Raw genomic sequence first — 17,948 nt, forward strand, 5'->3', positions numbered from 1 at the left:
GAAGTAAGGAAGAACCATGACTGTTGAATTTCGTTCTGTAAAACTTAGCGATATTGATGCAATGGTTAAAGAGTATGAACGTACTTGGGGTATTGCGCAAAAAGTTGGGAAAGATGCTTCGTTAAGTCTTTCTCGAAGATCTGTGTTGCATTACTTGGAGCCTTCAACGCATGGTACTATTGCTGAAGTAGACGGTAAGTTTATGGGTCTGCTTTTGGCGCGAGTTTTTGACGCACCTGTTTTATTTCCAGAAGTAGAAAGAATGCTTCGCGAGCAAGAAGCCGCAATGAAAGAAAATTGTGACAAAAACTATGCTCTCGCTTTAGAAGAAGCGTACGGCATGCGCGCGTTGGAAACTAAACTTGAAGCGAAATCTCATATTAATAATTTAACTCAAGCGGAATTGGAGCTTTTTCTTGTTTCTCCAGATGCTCGTGGGCATGGTGTCGGTGGAGGCTTGTGGAAGCGAACAATGCATATGCTAAGAAATAACGGAGTAAATCGTTACTATTTGCATACTGATTCAGCGTGTGACGTAAGCTTTTATGATTATCACGGGCTTAGAAGAGATGCTTCTTTTATGCGCTCGGATCATCCTTATGAAGCTAAGAACGTGAAGTCTTTGGTGGACGACTTGTATATTTACTCAGGTGAGCCGAGAGTTCGTTCAAAGCAAGCAAATGCTCGTTCTAAAACGCGCTAATAAAAAATATGCAAATGTATAACGTGTGTGACTTGCTTAACAAAAGGAGCAAAGAAATATATGTCGTCGCAAACGGCAACTAAGAAAGCATCGGTATTTTATCAATATTCTAGATTATTTTCATTTAATGGAGCTAAAGCGTTTTGTGTAGCAGGCGCGATTGCGCGTTTGCCAATGTCTATGATTGCGTTGGGGATTGTTCTTGCATTAAACCATTTGTATAACAACTGGACTGTTGCTGGAGCAATGTCTGCGTCGTATGTGCTTGCACAGGCTGCGGTAACTCCTGTGTATGCTAAGCTTTTCGACCGTTTTGGTCAGCGTAAAGTTGGGGTTATTGCGCTAAGTGCTCAAGTAATCGCTATGATTTCTTTTGCATTTGCAGCTTTATTTAAGGTTCCTCTTGTTTTGCTTTTTGTGCTAGCAATTGTGATGGGCGTAACTCAGTTTGCTTTTGGTGCGTTGGTGCGTACTCGTTGGGCTTATACATTGCGTGCAGAAGATGACGATTCTTTGTTAAACGTTGCTTATGCGTTGGAATCTGGTATCGATGAAATTGTGTTTATATTAGGACCTATTTTGGCTGCGTGGTTAGCAACTTCTGTGCATCCTGTTTCGCAATTATTCGTGCCAGTAGTTGCAAGTGGATTGGGCGGAGCTTGGTTCTTTTCTCTAAAAAATACTCAACCTGCTGTGCTTAAAGTAGTGGAAGTTCCAACTGCTGCAGCTGAAGACGTCGATGTATTAATCGCTTCTCAAAAAGAAGATGAAATTTCTAAAGATTATGCGGAATCTCAAAAGCAAGAAGCGAAACGTTCATTTGCAGACAAATTTAGTCTTAAGCAATTGCACAATCATCACTCAAAAAAGCGCGGCAAAAACGTGCTGCTTTACCGTGGTATTATCCCGCTTGTGCTCATGTTCGTTGTGTTTAATATGAGTTTTAGTGCATTTGACGTGTCTGTAACAGCTGCAATGAAAGCTCAGGGGCTTGATCATTTTATCGGTATGCAGTTGGCATTGTTTGCATGCGGTTCGCTTGTTGGAGCGATTATTTTTGGATCGCATAAATTCCGCGGTTCTAATTGGTCGCATTTGATTGTATTTTTGACTGGTCTAACTGTCGGATTTGTGCTTATGAGTCTTAATATTGACAGACTTATGCTTATGAGCGTTTTTGAAGTGCTTTCCGGCTTATGCGTTTCGCCAATTTTCGCAACTGGAAATCTTATCGTTAAAGCAACTGTTCCTGAAGAATCGCTTACGGAAGGTCTTTCATGGCTACCAACTGCGTCTGCTGTTGGCTGTTCTTTAGGCTCGATGGCTGCTGGAGCTGCGATTGACTCGTGGAGTGCTCACGCTGGCATGATGGTTCCGTGGATTTCAACACTGGCAGCTATACCTATCGCAACGTTCGGCTGGTTTATTGTAATGGTGCTTAAAAAGCGACATTAACTGCGCACGTGTGTAAAGTTTCTGCCGTTTTTTCGCGCGTATCCGACCGAAATTTTACGGCTGCGTAAAGTTTCTGCCGTTTTTTGGCGGTTTCGCGACTTTTTCTTTACACTCACGTAAAGTTTCTGCCGTTTTTTCGCGCGTAGCCGACCGAAACTTTACAAGTGTGTAAAATTTCTGCCGCTTCAGTTACAAAAGCTGAGTTGAGTCCTAACGGTACACTAGAAAGAAGTGCGCAATATCGCAAGATGTAGTGAGATGAATATGAAAACAGAATATGATGAACGTACTGAGGAAATTCTTGCTGAAGTAGTACGCGATGCGTTGCAATCTGACGCTGATAATATGCGTTCTCTTAATAACCAAGAATCTTCTGCGTCGTCTAAGCAAATTCGACAGTCGGTGAAAAAAGTGAATAAAAAAATGTCTTCTGATACTTCAACTAAACCAGTATCTACTAAAGATGTAAAATCTGCTAAAACTAAATCAACTAAAAAAGCTAAATTCAACAAAGAAACTAAAACAGAAAACGCAAAGTCATCAACTCGTAGAACAGGAAATGTTCTTCCTCCTGTAGTTAACGATCAAAGAGAAGGTGCGATTATTGCGCCGCCAAAGTATCGTAAAGGCTCAATGCGAATCGTACCTCTTGGTGGTTTGGGTGAAATCGGCCGCAATATGAACGTAATTGAATATAACGGTCATATTTTGCTTATCGATTGCGGTGTGCTATTCCCAGAAGAAGAGCAGCCGGGCGTTGATTTGATTCTCCCAGATTTTCACTACATTCAGGATCGCTTAGACAAAGTTGAGGCATTGGTTTTAACGCATGGTCACGAAGATCATATTGGTGGCGTGCCTTACCTTCTTAAGATGCGTCCCGACATTCCGTTAATTGGTTCAAAGTTAACTCTTGCTTTTGTGGAAGCCAAGTGCAAAGAGCATCATATTGATCCGGAGCTTATTCGCGTAGAAGGTCGCGATAAGATGAAAGTCGGTCCGTTTAACCTTGAATTTATTACTGTTACGCATTCTATTCCGGATGCTCTCGCTGTGTGCGTAAAAACTCCAGCCGGAACGCTTATTGATACTGGTGATATTAAGCTTGACCAGCTTCCTCTTGACCATCGCATTACTGATTTAGTTGAGTTCGGGCGTTTAGGTGAGCAAGGCATAGATTTGCTTATGGCTGATTCCACTAATGCTGAAGTTCCAGGATTTGTGAAGCCTGAAACTTCGATTGGTCCGGCTTTGGATCGCGCTTTTGCTGAAGCTACGCGCAAAATTATTGTTGCTAGCTTCTCAAGTCACGTGCATCGCGTGCAGCAAGTGGTTGACGCTGCGCATAAGTTTGGGCGCAAAGTTGTGTTCGTTGGTCGCTCGATGGTTCGCAATATGTCAATTGCTGCGGATTTAGGCTACTTGCATATTCCTGAAAATACTGTTGTTGACTTAAAGCAGGCGAAGGATATTCAGGATGACAAGCTCGTTTACATGTGCACTGGTTCACAAGGCGAGCCTATGGCTGCACTTGGGCGTATTGCAGATGGCAGCCACCGAGATATTACAGTTAACGAATTCGATACTGTTATTCTTGCAAGTTCGCTTATTCCAGGCAATGAGCACGAGGTTTACAAGGTTATTAATAAGCTTGTGCAGTTGGGTGCGCGCGTAATTAACAAAGATAACGCTGCAATTCACGTGTCTGGTCATTGCAATGAAGGCGAGTTGCTGTACTTGTACAACATTGTGAAGCCAAAGTGCGCTATGCCAATTCACGGTGAGCATCGTCACTTGGTTGCAAACGGATTAATTGCAGTAAAAACTGGCGTTGATCCAAATAACGTTGTGCTTGCTGAAGACGGCGATGTTGTGGATTTGTATCATGGCAATGCTGCAGTTGTTGGTTCTGTGCCATGCGGTTACGTGTATGTTGATGGTGATTCTGTTGGTGAGCTTACAGATGAAGAGCTTGAAAAGCGCAGGATTTTGGGTACGGAAGGTTTCGTTTCGAGCTTTGTTGTAGTTGATACAGAGCACGCTGACGTTGTTTCTGGTCCAAAGATTTTCTTGAATGCTGTTGCTGAAGACGAGGCTGATTTTGAGAAGGTTCGTCATCAAATTGTTGAGCAGTTGCAGGATGCTATGATGCGCGGCGAGCATGATACTTATAAATTGCAGCAAATTATGCGACGCACGTTGGGTAGTTGGGTGGCTCGCGCTTTACGCAGGAAGCCTATGCTCGTGCCGGTAGTTGCGGATATTGCAGAAAATAATCAAATATAATCAAAAATATCAAAAATATTCGCAATTATTCGTAAATAGCTGAAAATAATCGTAAATATAATTAAAAATAAGAAAAAATAAGGAAGGTACAAAATATGCCAGGAGAAAATCTTACTCGCGTAGAAGCTGCCGAACGCTTCGATGCTATCCAAATGCCAATTCACTACGATGTTGCGCTTGATTTAGGAAAAGGCGGCCGCGATTTTACTTCGCGCACGAAGATTGAGTTTGACGCTAAAGCTGGTAGTGCAAGCTTCCTCGATTTGATTGCAAATAGCGTAGAATCCGTAGTATTAAACGGTACCGCTCTTGACGTTTCTAAAGTTTTTGCAGACAGCCGAATTGAGCTCGCAAATTTGCTTGAGCATAATACCGTAGAAGTTGTAGCAAACTGCCAGTATTCCAACACGGGCGAGGGTTTGCACAGAAGTGTCGATCCTTCCGACGGAAACGTGTATTTGTATACTCAGTTCGAAGTGCCAGATGCTCGCCGCGTTTATGCTGTGTTTGATCAGCCGGATTTAAAGGCTGTTTTTGACTTTACGGTAGACGCTCCAGAAAGCTGGATCGTTACTTCCAATATGCCAGTTAAAAGCGAAACCGCGTTAGAAAACCGCGAAACTGAAGACGGCACTTTGGAAAATGGTGCTGTAGAAGGCATGAAGCGTTGGGTATTCGAGCCAACTCCAAAGATGAGCTCCTACTTAACTGCTATTTGCGCAGGACCTTACGCCGAATGGCACACAACTTACAACAACGAAGACGGTCGCGTAGTTCCAATGGCAATGTACTGCCGTCAGGCACTTAAAGACGCTTTTGCAAAAGACGTTGACTACTTGTTCGATATTACGAAGAAGGGCTTTGCTTTCTACGCTAAGACTTGGGGAGTGCCATATCCGTACGCAAAGTACGATCAGATTTACGTGCCAGAATACAACGCTGGAGCTATGGAAAACATTGGTATGGTTACGATTCGCGACCAGTACGTGTTTGAATCTAAGGTCACGGACGCTTATGCTGAGCGCCGCGTTGTAACAGTTTTGCACGAGCTTGCACACATGTGGTTCGGCGACTACGTGACAATGAAGTGGTGGAATGATTTGTGGCTTAACGAATCCTTCGCAGAATTCACTTCTACTCTTGCAACTGCTGAAGCAACCGAATGGCACGACGCTTGGAGCACTTTCAATTCCGGCGAAAAAAGCTGGGCGCTTAATCAAGATCAGCTTCCAACAACGCACCCAATCGTGGCTCCAATCAACGATTTGAACGACACTTCCGTCAACTTCGACGGCATTACTTACGCAAAGGGTGCTTCCGTATTGAAGCAACTCGTAGCGTACGTTGGTCGCGAAAAGTTCTTTGAAGGAATTCACAACTATTTGAGCAAGCATGCATACAGCAACGCAACTTTGGCTGATTTGTTGCACGAGTTAGAGCTTACAAGTGGACGCGATCTTAAGGCTTGGAGCGCGCAATGGCTTGAAAAGGCTGGAATTAACACTATTTCTACTGAAGTAGAAGAAGCAGGTGACTGCACTATTGCTTCTTTGCGTTTGCGTCAGAGCGCGCCAGCTGAGCATCCTGTTCTTCGCGCACACCGCTTGGCTGTTGGATTCTACAATGTGGACGAAGCAACTGGCGAAATTAAGCGCACAAAGCGAATCGAACTTGACGTTGACGGCGAAGTGACGGAAGTCGTTGAAGCTTGCGGCGAAAAAATGCCAGCGCTTATTCTTGTAAACGACGACGACTTGACTTACACAAAGCTACGTTTCGATGAAAAGTCGCTTGAGTTTGCTGCCGAAAACTTGTATCGTTTCAAGGATTCTTTGACCCGCTCGCTTATTTGGCTCGCGTTGTGGGACATGACTCGCGACGCAGAATTCCCAGCAGAACGCTTTGTGGAACTCAGCCTTAAGGCTTTGGCAACCGAGCGCGAATCAACTACTTTCCGCTATGCTCTTGGTCAAGTAAAGGTAACTGCAAGCCACTACGTGGTTCCAGAGCGTCAAGCAGAAGTCGCAAAGCATGTAGCTCACGAATTGTGGAAGTTGGCTTTGGCAGCTTCGGCTGGTTCCGATGAGCAATTCCAGCTCGTTAAGGCTTATCTTGGCTACGGTGAAGTTGGAGATGCTGAGTTCTTGCGCGTAGCTAACGGTTTGCTCGATGGTTCCGTGAGTTTGGAAGGCTTGGAAATCGACAACGACTTGCGCTGGAGCATTTTGATTGCGCTCGCAGGTGTGAACGCTTTGGATGAAGATGGAATTGACGCGGAACTTAAAAAGCGCGATACTACCGAGAATCGCGAATACGCTTACCAGGCTCGTGCAGCTCGCTCAACTGCAGAAGCTAAGGATTGGGCTTTCGAACAGGCTTTGCGCAATCTCGATTTGACTAATATGCAAATGGGCGCTGTGGTTGCTGGCTTTGCAAGCACAGCTAAGGGCGATTTGGTTAAGCCTTATGTTGAGCGCTACTTTGCTGAAGTTGAGTGGATCTGGAAGAATCGCACATTCCACATGGCTGAGGCTTTGATCGAAGGCTTGTATCCAACTTATGCGGATGTAGACGAGTTAGTTGAGCGCGGACAGCTTTGGCTTGATGAGCATAAGGATGCGGATCAGGCTTTGCGTCGCATGGTGCTTGGCGGTCTCGATTCTTCTCGCCGAACGCTTAAGGTACAGCACTACAACGCTTCCTTGCGCTAAATTTCGGACATTGGTGCAGTACGTTTTCTGCGGCAGTGTCTCAAAACAGTCAGAATGAGACACTAGTGCAGAAAACGTACTGCACTAGGGTCTTTGTTTGGTGGTTTAACTCTCATTGGTTAGCTCGTTCAAAGCGCTAGCGCGTTATGTAATGTTACGAGTAAGATGGCAAACAGTGTGTGACGCGCTAGTATGCGATGTTGTTTGCTTGCGCGCAAGATGAAGTGATTTTTGCGAAAGAGGCTTTATTATGCCAAGAATGTTTGGTACTGATGGTGTGCGTGGATTGGCGAATCGAGATTTAACAGCGCAACTTGCGTTAGATTTAGGTGACGCTGCAGTGCGCGTTTTGGGAGATAAAAGCGCGGTTGCGTCTGCTGCAGAAGAAGCGCAATCAAATAGTTCTTCTCGTTCCGCTCACGCTCGTCGTCGCGCGCTTATTGGTAGAGATACCCGCGTTTCTGGCGATTTTCTAGCTTCTGCTCTCGCTGCTGGCATGAGTGCTGGAGGTTTTGATGTTATCGATGCTGGAATTATCCCAACTCCTGGCGTTGCTTTCCTTACTTCCGTGCTTAACGTTGAAATGGGTGCTGTTATTTCTGCATCGCATAATCCTATGCCAGATAACGGCATTAAATTCTTTGCGCGCGGAGGCTTTAAGCTTCCAGATAGCAAGGAAGATGAGATTGAGGCTGTGCTCGGTCAAGATTGGGAGCGCCCAACCGGTGCTGGTGTTGGTCGAGTCAGCCATGATACTACTACAGCTACTAACTTGTATATTGATCATTTAGTTTCTGCTGTTGCGCCTTTAAGTAACGCTTCTACTACGCGTCCAAAGCCGCTTGCAGGTTTGCGTGTTGTAGCAGATTGCGCAAATGGTGCTACTTCTGTTGTTGCTCCTGAGGCTTTGCGTCGCGCTGGTGCAGAAGTTGTAGTTATTAACGCATCTCCTGACGGTTACAACATTAACGATCATGCAGGTTCGACTCATCCTGAGCAGTTGCAAGCTATGGTTAAAGCTTCAAAGTCTGATTTGGGTGTTGCGTTTGATGGCGATGCAGACCGTTGCTTGGCTGTCGATGAAAACGGCAATATGGTTAATGGCGATCAAATTATGGGTATTCTTGCGCGCGCTAAGAAGGCTGAAGGCAAGCTCAATCATGACACTCTTGTAGTTACAGTTATGAGCAATCTCGGCTTAAAGCTTGCGCTTAAGGATATGGGCATTTCAACAGTGCAAACAAACGTTGGCGATCGCTACGTTCTTGAAGAAATGCTCAAGCATGATTATTCGCTCGGTGGCGAGCAGTCTGGCCACGTTATTAATCGCGAATTTGCAACAACCGGTGACGGTACGCTTACTGCTTTGACTTTGTGCCGTGAAGTTGTGCGTTCAGGCAAGAAACTTTCGCAAATGGCTGCAGACTTCCCACAGCTTCCGCAAGCTCTTGTAAATGTGCCAAATGTAGATAAAATGGCTTCGAAAACTAACGCAGCTGTGCTTGCAGCTGTTGAGAAAGAATCGAAACTTCTTGGAGATACAGGTCGTGTGCTTTTGCGTCCTAGTGGCACAGAGCCGCTTGTGCGCGTTATGTGCGAGGCTGCAACTCAAACTCAGGCAGATGAGGTTTGCGCTCGTCTTGCTCAAGTTGTTGTAGATAATCTGAAGTTATAAGCTTACTTATTTTTGCGCCTGCTATTTGCTTACATCTCAGTCGGCTCTAGCAGTGCGCAAATAATTTTGATACACTTATATCTTTAGTGCTGCTTTCAAATTCTGCTCGCGGCATGTAAATTTTGTATATTTTCGCGTTATTATGCGCGTTATTTAAAACGGTGAAAAGGAGTCCTATGTTTACGCATCATGCAAGTGTCGATACTAAGCTCAGTCGCGCTGTTGAGCGCTTGCTTGATTCTGCTACAGAAGACGGTATTTTGCCGATTGTGCAAGCAGGTGAGCCAGTTCTTCGTCAGCGTACTGTTGCGTATGACGGTCAGCTTACTCGCGCAACTCTTACTAAGCTAATTTCGTTAATGCATAGCACAATGCTAGAAGCTCCTGGAGTTGGTTTAGCTGCTCCTCAAATTGGTCTTGGTCTTGCTATTGCTGTTATTGAAGATCATGTTCGTGACGATGAAGACGATCCTCGAGACATTGCAGAGCTTCCGTTTAGAGCAATTATTAACCCTCATTATGAGCCGATTGGCACTCAAACACGCAGTTTTTACGAAGGATGCTTAAGTGTTTCCGGCTATCAGGCTGTTCGTCAGCGTTGGCTTGATATTCAAGCTACTTGGCAAGACGAGGATGGCAAACAACACTCCGAGCGTTTGCATGGTTGGCCTGCGCGTATTTTCCAGCATGAAACGGATCATCTTCGCGGTGAACTTTATATTGATCGTGCAGAAATGCGTTCGCTTTCCACTGATGAGAATCTTGAGGATTATTGGGCAGATGAAGCAGTTCCAGTAGCTGCCGCTCGTACTTTGGGATTTGCTATCTAGGTTTTATTGCAAATTTGTTTATTAATTTAATTTAATTTTGCTTTTGATTAATAAAAACTTAGTATATTTTTTTGTTTTTCTATTCTTACGTCGTATTTTTTACTGATTTACGTCGTATTTATAGAATTTTTTTGCCTTGAACAAGCACTTTTTTGTTATAATTAGTTTGTTTTGTGTGCTTTTAGTAATAGAATTGTGCGCAAGTGGTTTGTTAAACATTTCTCTGTTAACAAATTTATTGGATCTGTTCCATTAACAAAGGAGAGACGAGTGAAAGTTTGCGCTCAATGCGGTACTCAGAATATTGATACTGCGAAATTCTGCAAGGGCTGTGGAAACAAGTTTGAGGCTGCTCAGCAAGCGCCTGTTCAGCCTGCTCCAGCTCAGCAAGCACCTGTTCAACATGCTCCAGCCCAGCCTGCACCTGCTCAGCCTGCTACGCAGCATGCTCCTCAGTTTGCGCGTCCTAGTATGCCTCAGCCAGGAATGCCTCATCAGGGTGCGCCTCAGCAGGGTATGCCAAACATGCAACGTCCAGGCTATCCATATGCTCAGCAGGGTATGCCAGCTCAGCCAGGAATGCCAGGCATGCAGAATCGTCCAAATACTCCAGGCGTTTCGCACTACAGCCAAATTTCAAACCAGCTTAATGCTGAACAGATGATGAACTTCTTCCGTTGGTTGGTAACTGCTCTTAAGAATCCTTCCCAGAAGTATCGCGTATCTAACCTCTACGCAGCATTGATAGCACTTATTTCTGGCTTGCTGTTCGGTTTGCAAGGATACTTGTCTTCTATGACTATTGTTAACGCATGGATATCGCAAGTTACCGGTTTTGCAAATGCATTGTCAACTTCTTCTGGAGGACCAAGCATTCCAACGACTCCAGGCGTTCCGTTTACAGTGTTCCTTTACAAGTTTATTATTGGTGTCTTAACTGTATACGCAGTCTACGCTGTTGCTTTGTTGGGTATGAAGATGTTTGGCGATGAGGTTTCACCAGCTCAGCTTCACGTTCTTTTTGCACAAAAGCTTGTTCCACTTGTTGGCTTGCAAATAGTTGCTACAGTATTAGCATTTATTCCACCATCTAGGACTGCTTTAATTGGATTAATGTCTGGGCAAGCATCTAATGTCATGAATGAATACATGTCGGGCAATTCTCAGGCAATGAGTATAAACTTTGATTCTGTAGATGCGTCTTTGTTCATCCATAATCCTTCTTTGGCATTGCAGATTCCATCTGTTGCTTTGCAAGCTCTTTACCTTGTGCTGCTGATTTTGGTGCCTGTGTCCTTCTTAGCGACTGCACGATATAAGGGCAAGCTTGATCGTGAGTGGATGTGGGTTATCTTCATCCTCGTAGGTGTTATTGCAATGTTCATTGTATCGGCCATCGATAAGAGCTTTATGACATCTGCATGGTCAGGTTTCTGGACAGCATATAAAAATGTACCATCGTTGCCTAAGATTTTTTAATTAAGAATAATTGAGCCTAGTTGGGAAACCAGCTAGGCTCCCTTGTATTTTTTAAGAACGTATTGAGAGAAATGTATGAATTGTCCATATTGCAATAGTCAAAATGCTTATGGAGCTATAGTATGCTCATCTTGTGGAGCGAGTCTTGTGCCGCAACAAGTTAATTCAAATTATCAGCCAATGCAAAATGATCAATATCAGCAAAATCAAATGAATGATGTGCAACAAACGCAGTTCATTCAACAGAACACACAAGCTTATCCTCAGCCTGCTTATAACGGTCAAAATGCTTATGAGCAGCAGGGGTATCAGAATCAGCAGTATTATAATCAGCAAGATTATTCACAAAATCAGCCTGCAGAATATTATAATCCTGATTCTTTTGATTCTAATTTCGCAGCAGGTAATGTTGTTAAAAGCGCACCGATGAAGCGCAGCACAAAAATTATGCTTATTGTAATTGGCATTATTATTGTGGTTCTTGGTATAGGTTATACAGTTATTCAACAGAATGTGTATTCTCCACAAGCAACTATTCAACGTTATGTGAAGTCTTTGCAAGAAGGCAATTTTGATGAAGCTAACAATATGACAGATTGGTCTTCTTCTAAAATTCCAGAAAATTATCGTACACTACTTACAAGCGCAATAGGCAGAGCTTCCAAGAATCATATATCTTATATGAGCGTTGATAATGGCCCATACAATTCATTTAAGCTTTCTTACAAAGTTGGAGATAGAGATGCTTCAACGGTAATAACTCTTGTGCCAGCTGGCAAACAGTGGCTATTCTTTGACTCTTATAAAGTTCAATATCCGCCGCTTGGTCACATCAACATAACTGTGCCAAATGAAGTTGATAAAATAAAAGTTAATGATTCTGAAATAAACTTGTCTGCTCTCAAAAAATCGCCAAAATATAGCGGTGACACCTACAGTTCAGACTATGGTTATTCAGAATACACATCAACTACAGAATATAAGCTTCCTGCGTATCCTGGGTCTTACCGCGTTGAATCTGCAAAAAATTCACAACTATGGACCACAAATTCTACGAATGTGTTAATTAGTGGAAAAGATAGTTCAGAATCTGCAAGTTTAGAGTTAGAAGCTACAGAAACATTAAAGGATGAGCTTACTAAGGCTATTCAAAAGCATGTTGATAAATGTGTAGCGTCAACTGAAGCCGATGTTCCAGAAAGTTGTAGATTTGCAAGCTTTAATTACTATACAAGCTATAGCTATGACAATATTAAGCGTAGTGTTAATGGCACTCCTACGTTGGATCAAGTTGACATGTCGTCAGGGACTTTCCAGAGCGATGAGATTGGTGTAGATATCTCTTATCGTTGGAAGGACGATGATGATGACGATAGTGAATGGAGAGACGATCATACTAGCAATAGTGGTTATGTTTATGGAAAGTTTAGTATTAAAAATAATAAGCTTGTAATAGATTTTAACCAAGACTAAATCTAACGAAATGTGCAAAATTTAAAGGCGCATTAAACACAAATAAAAGTTTCCCTTCGCAATTTGTTTTGTGGAGGGAAATTTTTTATAGCGTAGATTTGCGCACTGGTAGATTTGTGCACTGTAGAGTATGGCACTAAACGCATTTTTCAGTATTGACATGTTATACTGGTAGTCCGTATATTTAAGGTTGATATACAGCAATTTTCAATGAAGAAAGGTAGTCGATGACGTTTATCTCTCGTGCAATACGCTACATTCTGAGGAAACGAATAAAAACAGCAATAGTTTTCATTATTGTATTTCTTATTTCGACATTGCTATTTTCTACTTCTGCAGTTTCAAGTGCTGCAGGTAAAGAAGGCGAAAAAGTTGAAGCGCAAGCAGAGTCTAGTTTTGTGCTTGCAAATAACCCCCAAATAAACCCTGGAACTCCTAGAGGAGCTGGAACCGTAAAACCTAAAGATGTACAGGCAATTGCAAAGTTGCAGGGAGTTGCATCGTACGTAGTTCGCCAAAATGTAACAGCAGATTTAGTTAATGCTAAAGCGGCAAGGATTCCAGGCGTACAAGAGTATGACAATAAGCGTGAACAGCAGTTTGGCAATGCCGTTAATATTGAGGGGACGAATGACTCTACTGGTTTAAATACTTTTAAAACAAAAGCAATAACTATGTCTAAAGGCAAGCATCTTATTGCTAACAACGTTCATGCATCACTGATTCATGAAGATCTCGCTAAAGCCAACGGATTGCATGTAGGAGATACTCTTACACTTCGCGCTAATCCTTATGATGCTGACAATATTCAACAATCAACCGCAACCGTAAAAACTCGTATTGTTGGAATTTATGCTGGAGCAAATAAGCGTCAAGTCGCAACTAGAGCGGAATTGACTGCCAATATGGTTTATACGGATTTGCAAACTACGCGCGAATTGTATAAATATAAGCCAGGAAAAGAAATATATCAGGACGCAAGTTTTAGGGTAAAGCGCGGTGAGGATGCGGATAATATTATGGCGCAAGCTGCCAAATTGCCTATTGATTTGCAAAACTATCAACTAACTCGTGACGATCAGTTCGTTTCTGGTTTGCTGAAAGCAGCAAAGGGAGTGCGCTCAATAATGACTGTTACAACAATTGCTGTTGTATCATTCGCTATTATTGCTTTGGCATTAGTGCTTTTGCTGTGGATGAATGAGCGACGTAATGAAATTGGTGTGTTTGTTGCGATTGGCACTGGCAAATTATCTATAGTTGGTCAATATCTTGCTGAGATTGTGCTTATTTCAATACCTTCGTTGATTGTGGGTTACCTTTTTGCAAAAGTTATAGCTCCGTTGATGGCTAATGTTGCTCTTGGCTCTGTGCAATCATCAGCCGCCCGTGAATTGAGTAATATGGGTCAAGCTGGTGGAAATCTTGAATCAACTTTGGCAACAAAAACTTTGGAAAAACTTAGCGTACAAGTAGACTTACAGTGCTTTGTTGGAGTTTCTGCAATAGTAGGCGTTGTAGTTGTTGCTGTAGTAGTGCTGTCTTATTTGCCAATGATGTGCAAATCTCCTCGAGAACTGCTTGGATTGCAAAAATAAAAATATTGCGTATTTTTAGCAAGTTTTAGCAAGTTTTAGCAAGTTTTAGCAAGTTTATAAAAGTTTATTGGGAGTGATTATGAGTGTTGGTGTAATTTCTTTATGCTCTAGAGCGCGGCTTGCAATATTTCGCAAGCCTCGACGCAACGCAATAATTGTGCTGATTATGACTCTTGTTTTAAGCGCGCTAGTTTCGCAAGCTGGTATTAGTGCTTCCGTTGAGGATGCTAGGAATCATCTTCAATCCAGTATTGGTTTAGGTTTTACTGTACGAGCAAAAACGCGCGGTGAAACTCTTCCAGAGCAAATGAATGCAAATTCTAATTCCGGCACTAATTCCGGTACTAATTCTTCTACTAATTCCGATACTAAAGTACCTAATTCCGTAATTCCGCAAGATTTGGACGCAAATGAAGGGATTGACTCTAGTCAAATTCGTAAATTTGCTGCGATTTCGGGCGTAAAGACTGTAGTGGAGGAGCGCGATGTTTTAGCTGTACCTGTTGGAAAGCAAATTGTGCTTCCTGCGCAGGGTCCTCGACTAGACGATGATGTTTTGGCTCATGCTGCTGGAATCACTGGCACAACAGATTCTCGATTATCTCAAGGTTTTCAAGAGGGATTGTATCGTTTAGAGCAGGGTGAGCATATTACTAATCGTTCTGCGGGTAGAGCAATAGTGCATCGTGATTTTGCGAAGAAGAATAATCTTAAGATTGGCTCTACTATAACTCTTAAGCAGGGGTTTAATGTAGAAGTTCGCGTTGTTGGCATTTTTGCCGGCAAATTGCAAACTAAGGGAGCTCTTCCTTCGGATGCTTCAGAAAATCGCATATTTACTGACTTAAGTTCGGCGTTGTCTTTAGCTGGTTCTTCTAAGCTAGGTGTTTTGCGTTGTGTTGTTGAGCGTTCTGATTTACTGGCTAGCGCAATGCGTGATGCTAAAAGTATTGCTGGAAAGTGGGCGGATGTAGAGCAGAATGCTTCGCAATTGTCTGATGTAATAAACTCGGTTAATTCTGTACAACAACTTGTGCGAATGATTTTCGTTGCGCTAAGTTTTGTTGGGATTTTAGTGCTTGGGCTTGTATTGGTGTTCTGGGTCAGAGGACGTATGCACGAGATTGGCGTATTTATGTCTATTGGATTGTCGAAAGCAGCAATAGTTAGTCAATTGCTTGTTGAAATAGTGATACTCAACATTGTGTCATTCGTAATTTCGCTAGGCTTGGGTGCTGCTTTTTCTGGCGTTATTGGTTCTGCGATTTTGCATAGTGCTGATTCGTCATTTATTGCGGATGGTATGTCAGTATTGCCATTGCCGCAAACTCTTGCTGCTTTTGTTATGGGTTTGTTTATTTCAATAGTCGCATTACTTGTTGCAGCGCTGCCAATATTAATAAAGAAGCCTCGGCAAATACTAAGCGCTATGAGTTAGCAGAAATGTAGTTGCGTATGTGAATTTTCTACTAAAAACGCAATCACAAACAGCGCAATCGTATAAATGAAACAAATCTTATAAATCATATTTAAATTATGTAAAAATAAGGAGCTTATTATGTCAGCTTTATTGCAATTAAAAAATGTGAAATACACTTACGGACCTGCAAATATTGCGGTATTAAATGACGTGAATGCAGAGTTCGAAACTGGCAAAATGTACAGTATTATGGGAGCTTCTGGAGCAGGAAAGTCTACTATGCTCTCACTTTTAGCTGGATTAGATACTCCGTATAGTGGCGAAGTGCTTTTTAACGGTGAAAATATTGCAAAAACGGGATATGTTGAGCATCGCAAAAAGCATATCTCGCTTGTTTTCCAAAATTTTAATCTTATTGACTATTTGACGCCATTAGAAAATTTGCGATTAGTAAATTCACATGCTGATGTTCAAGTGCTAATAGATCTTGGGTTAACTGAAGAAGAAGCAAATCGTAACGTCACTAAACTTTCTGGTGGTCAACAGCAGCGTGTTGCAATTGGACGAGCTTTAGTGTCTTCTGCGCCGGTAATTTTAGCGGATGAGCCTACAGGAAGTCTTGACCCTGCTACCACTAAAGAAGTTATTGCAATATTAAAGAATCTTGCTAGCAAACACGGCAAATGTGTGATTGTTGTTACGCATGATTCGAAAGTTGCTTCTCAAGCTGACGTAAAATACGTGCTAAAAAATAAACAGCTAACTCATCAATCTGCTTGAAAGCAAAAAAGCCGGCCCCGCGAAATCGTAGAGCCGGCTTATTGCTAGAATAACTTAACTACAAATCAGATGTGGAAGTAAAGCTCGTACTCGAGTGGCGTTGGAGCCAAGCGAGCCATATCCATTTCCTCATGCTTCAAATTCAACCAAGTTTCAATCAAATCGCTAGTAAACACGTCGCCTTGCATAAGGAAGTCGTGATCTTCTTCCAAAGCTTGCAAAGCCTCACCAAGCGAAGAAGGAACCTGCTTAATGCCGTCATGCTCCTCTGGAGGAAGCTCGTACAAATCTTTATCAACAGGTGCAGGAGGCTCAATATGGTTAATAACACCATCCAAACCTGCCATAAGCTGAGCGGAGAATGCTAAGAATGGGTTGCAAGAAGGATCCGGTGCGCGGAACTCAATGCGCTTAGCTGCAGGAGCATCACCAGCAAGAGGAATACGAATAGCTGCAGAACGGTTACGAGCAGAGTAAACCAAGTTGACTGGAGCTTCGTAGCCTGGAACCAAGCGGTGGTAAGAGTTAAGCGAAGGATTCGTAAATGCAAGCACAGAAGAAGCGTGCTTAATCAAGCCGCCAATGTACCAACGTGCAATATCAGAAAGCTGAGCGTAACCAGTTTCCGCATAGAACAATGGCTTGCCATCTTTCCAAAGCGACTGATGGCAGTGCATGCCGGTGCCGTTATCTCCAGCAATTGGCTTTGGCATAAATGTTGCAGCCTTACCAGCTAAAGCAGCAGTTTCATGGACTACATACTTGTACTTCATCAAATCGTCGCCAGCATGAACAAGCGTATTGTAACGGTAGTTGATTTCCTGCTGACCTGCGCCGCCAACTTCGTGGTGAGAACGCTCAAGAATCAAGCCGACCTTTTGCAAATTTGAAACCATGTCATCGCGCAAATCCTGATTGTGATCTACTGGTGGCACAGGGAAGTAGCCGTGCTTTACGCGGTTCTTGAAACCAATATTGTTGCTGCCGTCATCTTCAGTGTCGATTCCAGAATTCCAAGGAGCTTCGTTAGAATCAACCTCATAGAAGGAGCGCTGCATGTCATTAGCAAAACGCACCTTATCAAAAATGAAGAACTCAGCTTCAGGAGCAAAGCTTGCAGTGTCAGCAATGCCAGTGGACTTCAAATAAGACTCTGCTTTAATAGCGACCTGACGAGGATCCCTAGAATATGGCTCATCCGTTACAGGATCAACAATAGAGAAAGCAACGTTTAAAGTCTTATGCTTACGGAATGGATCAACATAAGCAGTGTCAACATCTGGAATAAGCTTCATATCTGATTCGTTAATAGCCTGGAAGCCTTGCATAGAAGAACCATCGAATGCCATTCCATCAGTGAAAGCGCTGTGTAAGAACTCATCAGCCGGAACAGTAAAGTGCTGCTGAACGCCAATCAAATCAGTAAATCGTACGGATACGTATTCAATGCCTTCCTTTTCAATAAGGGCTGCGGCATCTTCTTTAGTTTGCAAAGTGGTCATGGCCACCATTCCTTTCTTAAAAACCCATTAATGAGT

12 protein-coding genes are annotated in these 17,948 nt (G+C 42.9%); 11 read left to right on the forward strand and 1 reads right to left on the reverse strand.

Features of this window, described 5'->3' with window-relative positions; all coding sequences use genetic code 11:
* Window positions 1-16 precede the first annotated feature (16 nt).
* From HXT34_RS01085 to HXT34_RS01135, 11 genes are all read left to right on the forward strand, one after another.
* The gene (locus HXT34_RS01085) at window positions 17-703 is read left to right on the forward strand and encodes a GNAT family N-acetyltransferase (protein ID WP_415689508.1); all 687 of its coding nucleotides are present in this window, start codon (window positions 17-19) and stop codon (window positions 701-703) included.
* Window positions 704-763: 60 nt separating this feature from the next.
* A complete protein-coding gene (locus HXT34_RS01090; protein ID WP_421785059.1) occupies window positions 764-2,158 on the forward strand; it encodes an MFS transporter in 1,395 nt (464 codons plus the stop codon).
* Between the two features lie 258 nt (window positions 2,159-2,416).
* A complete protein-coding gene (locus HXT34_RS01095; RefSeq protein WP_421785061.1) occupies window positions 2,417-4,444 on the forward strand; it encodes a ribonuclease J in 2,028 nt (675 codons plus the stop codon).
* Between the two features lie 95 nt (window positions 4,445-4,539).
* A complete protein-coding gene (pepN, locus tag HXT34_RS01100) occupies window positions 4,540-7,155 on the forward strand; it encodes an aminopeptidase N (RefSeq protein ID WP_421785063.1) in 2,616 nt (871 codons plus the stop codon).
* A gap of 250 nt (window positions 7,156-7,405) precedes the next feature.
* Entirely contained in the window at window positions 7,406-8,830 is a 1,425-nt protein-coding gene (gene glmM / locus HXT34_RS01105; RefSeq protein WP_415687487.1) for a phosphoglucosamine mutase, read from the forward strand.
* 176 nt (window positions 8,831-9,006) lie between these two features.
* Complete coding sequence (locus HXT34_RS01110; RefSeq protein ID WP_004107289.1) at window positions 9,007-9,660, forward strand: peptide deformylase; 654 nt, start codon at window positions 9,007-9,009, stop codon at window positions 9,658-9,660.
* Window positions 9,661-9,930: 270 nt separating this feature from the next.
* Window positions 9,931-11,139, forward strand: a complete 1,209-nt coding sequence (locus HXT34_RS01115) for a hypothetical protein (RefSeq protein ID WP_421785066.1) — start codon at window positions 9,931-9,933, stop codon at window positions 11,137-11,139.
* A gap of 75 nt (window positions 11,140-11,214) precedes the next feature.
* Complete coding sequence (locus tag HXT34_RS01120) at window positions 11,215-12,612, forward strand: hypothetical protein (RefSeq protein WP_421785068.1); 1,398 nt, start codon at window positions 11,215-11,217, stop codon at window positions 12,610-12,612.
* A gap of 227 nt (window positions 12,613-12,839) precedes the next feature.
* Entirely contained in the window at window positions 12,840-14,210 is a 1,371-nt protein-coding gene (locus HXT34_RS01125; protein WP_421785070.1) for an ABC transporter permease, read from the forward strand.
* 79 nt (window positions 14,211-14,289) lie between these two features.
* Window positions 14,290-15,648 (forward strand): ABC transporter permease, encoded by a 1,359-nt coding sequence (locus HXT34_RS01130; protein ID WP_421785072.1) that lies wholly within the window; start codon window positions 14,290-14,292, stop codon window positions 15,646-15,648.
* Window positions 15,649-15,768: 120 nt separating this feature from the next.
* A complete protein-coding gene (locus HXT34_RS01135; RefSeq protein WP_415683724.1) occupies window positions 15,769-16,410 on the forward strand; it encodes an ABC transporter ATP-binding protein in 642 nt (213 codons plus the stop codon).
* A gap of 65 nt (window positions 16,411-16,475) precedes the next feature.
* On the opposite strand, the gene glnA is transcribed toward HXT34_RS01135, so the two are convergent.
* The gene (gene glnA / locus HXT34_RS01140) at window positions 16,476-17,912 is read right to left on the reverse strand and encodes a type I glutamate--ammonia ligase (RefSeq protein ID WP_415683726.1); all 1,437 of its coding nucleotides are present in this window, start codon (window positions 17,910-17,912) and stop codon (window positions 16,476-16,478) included.
* Between the last annotated feature and the right edge of the window lie 36 nt (window positions 17,913-17,948).

This window comes from Gardnerella sp. DNF00983 (genome assembly GCF_049244265.1).
GTDB lineage: Bacteria > Actinomycetota > Actinomycetes > Actinomycetales > Bifidobacteriaceae > Bifidobacterium > Bifidobacterium vaginale_J.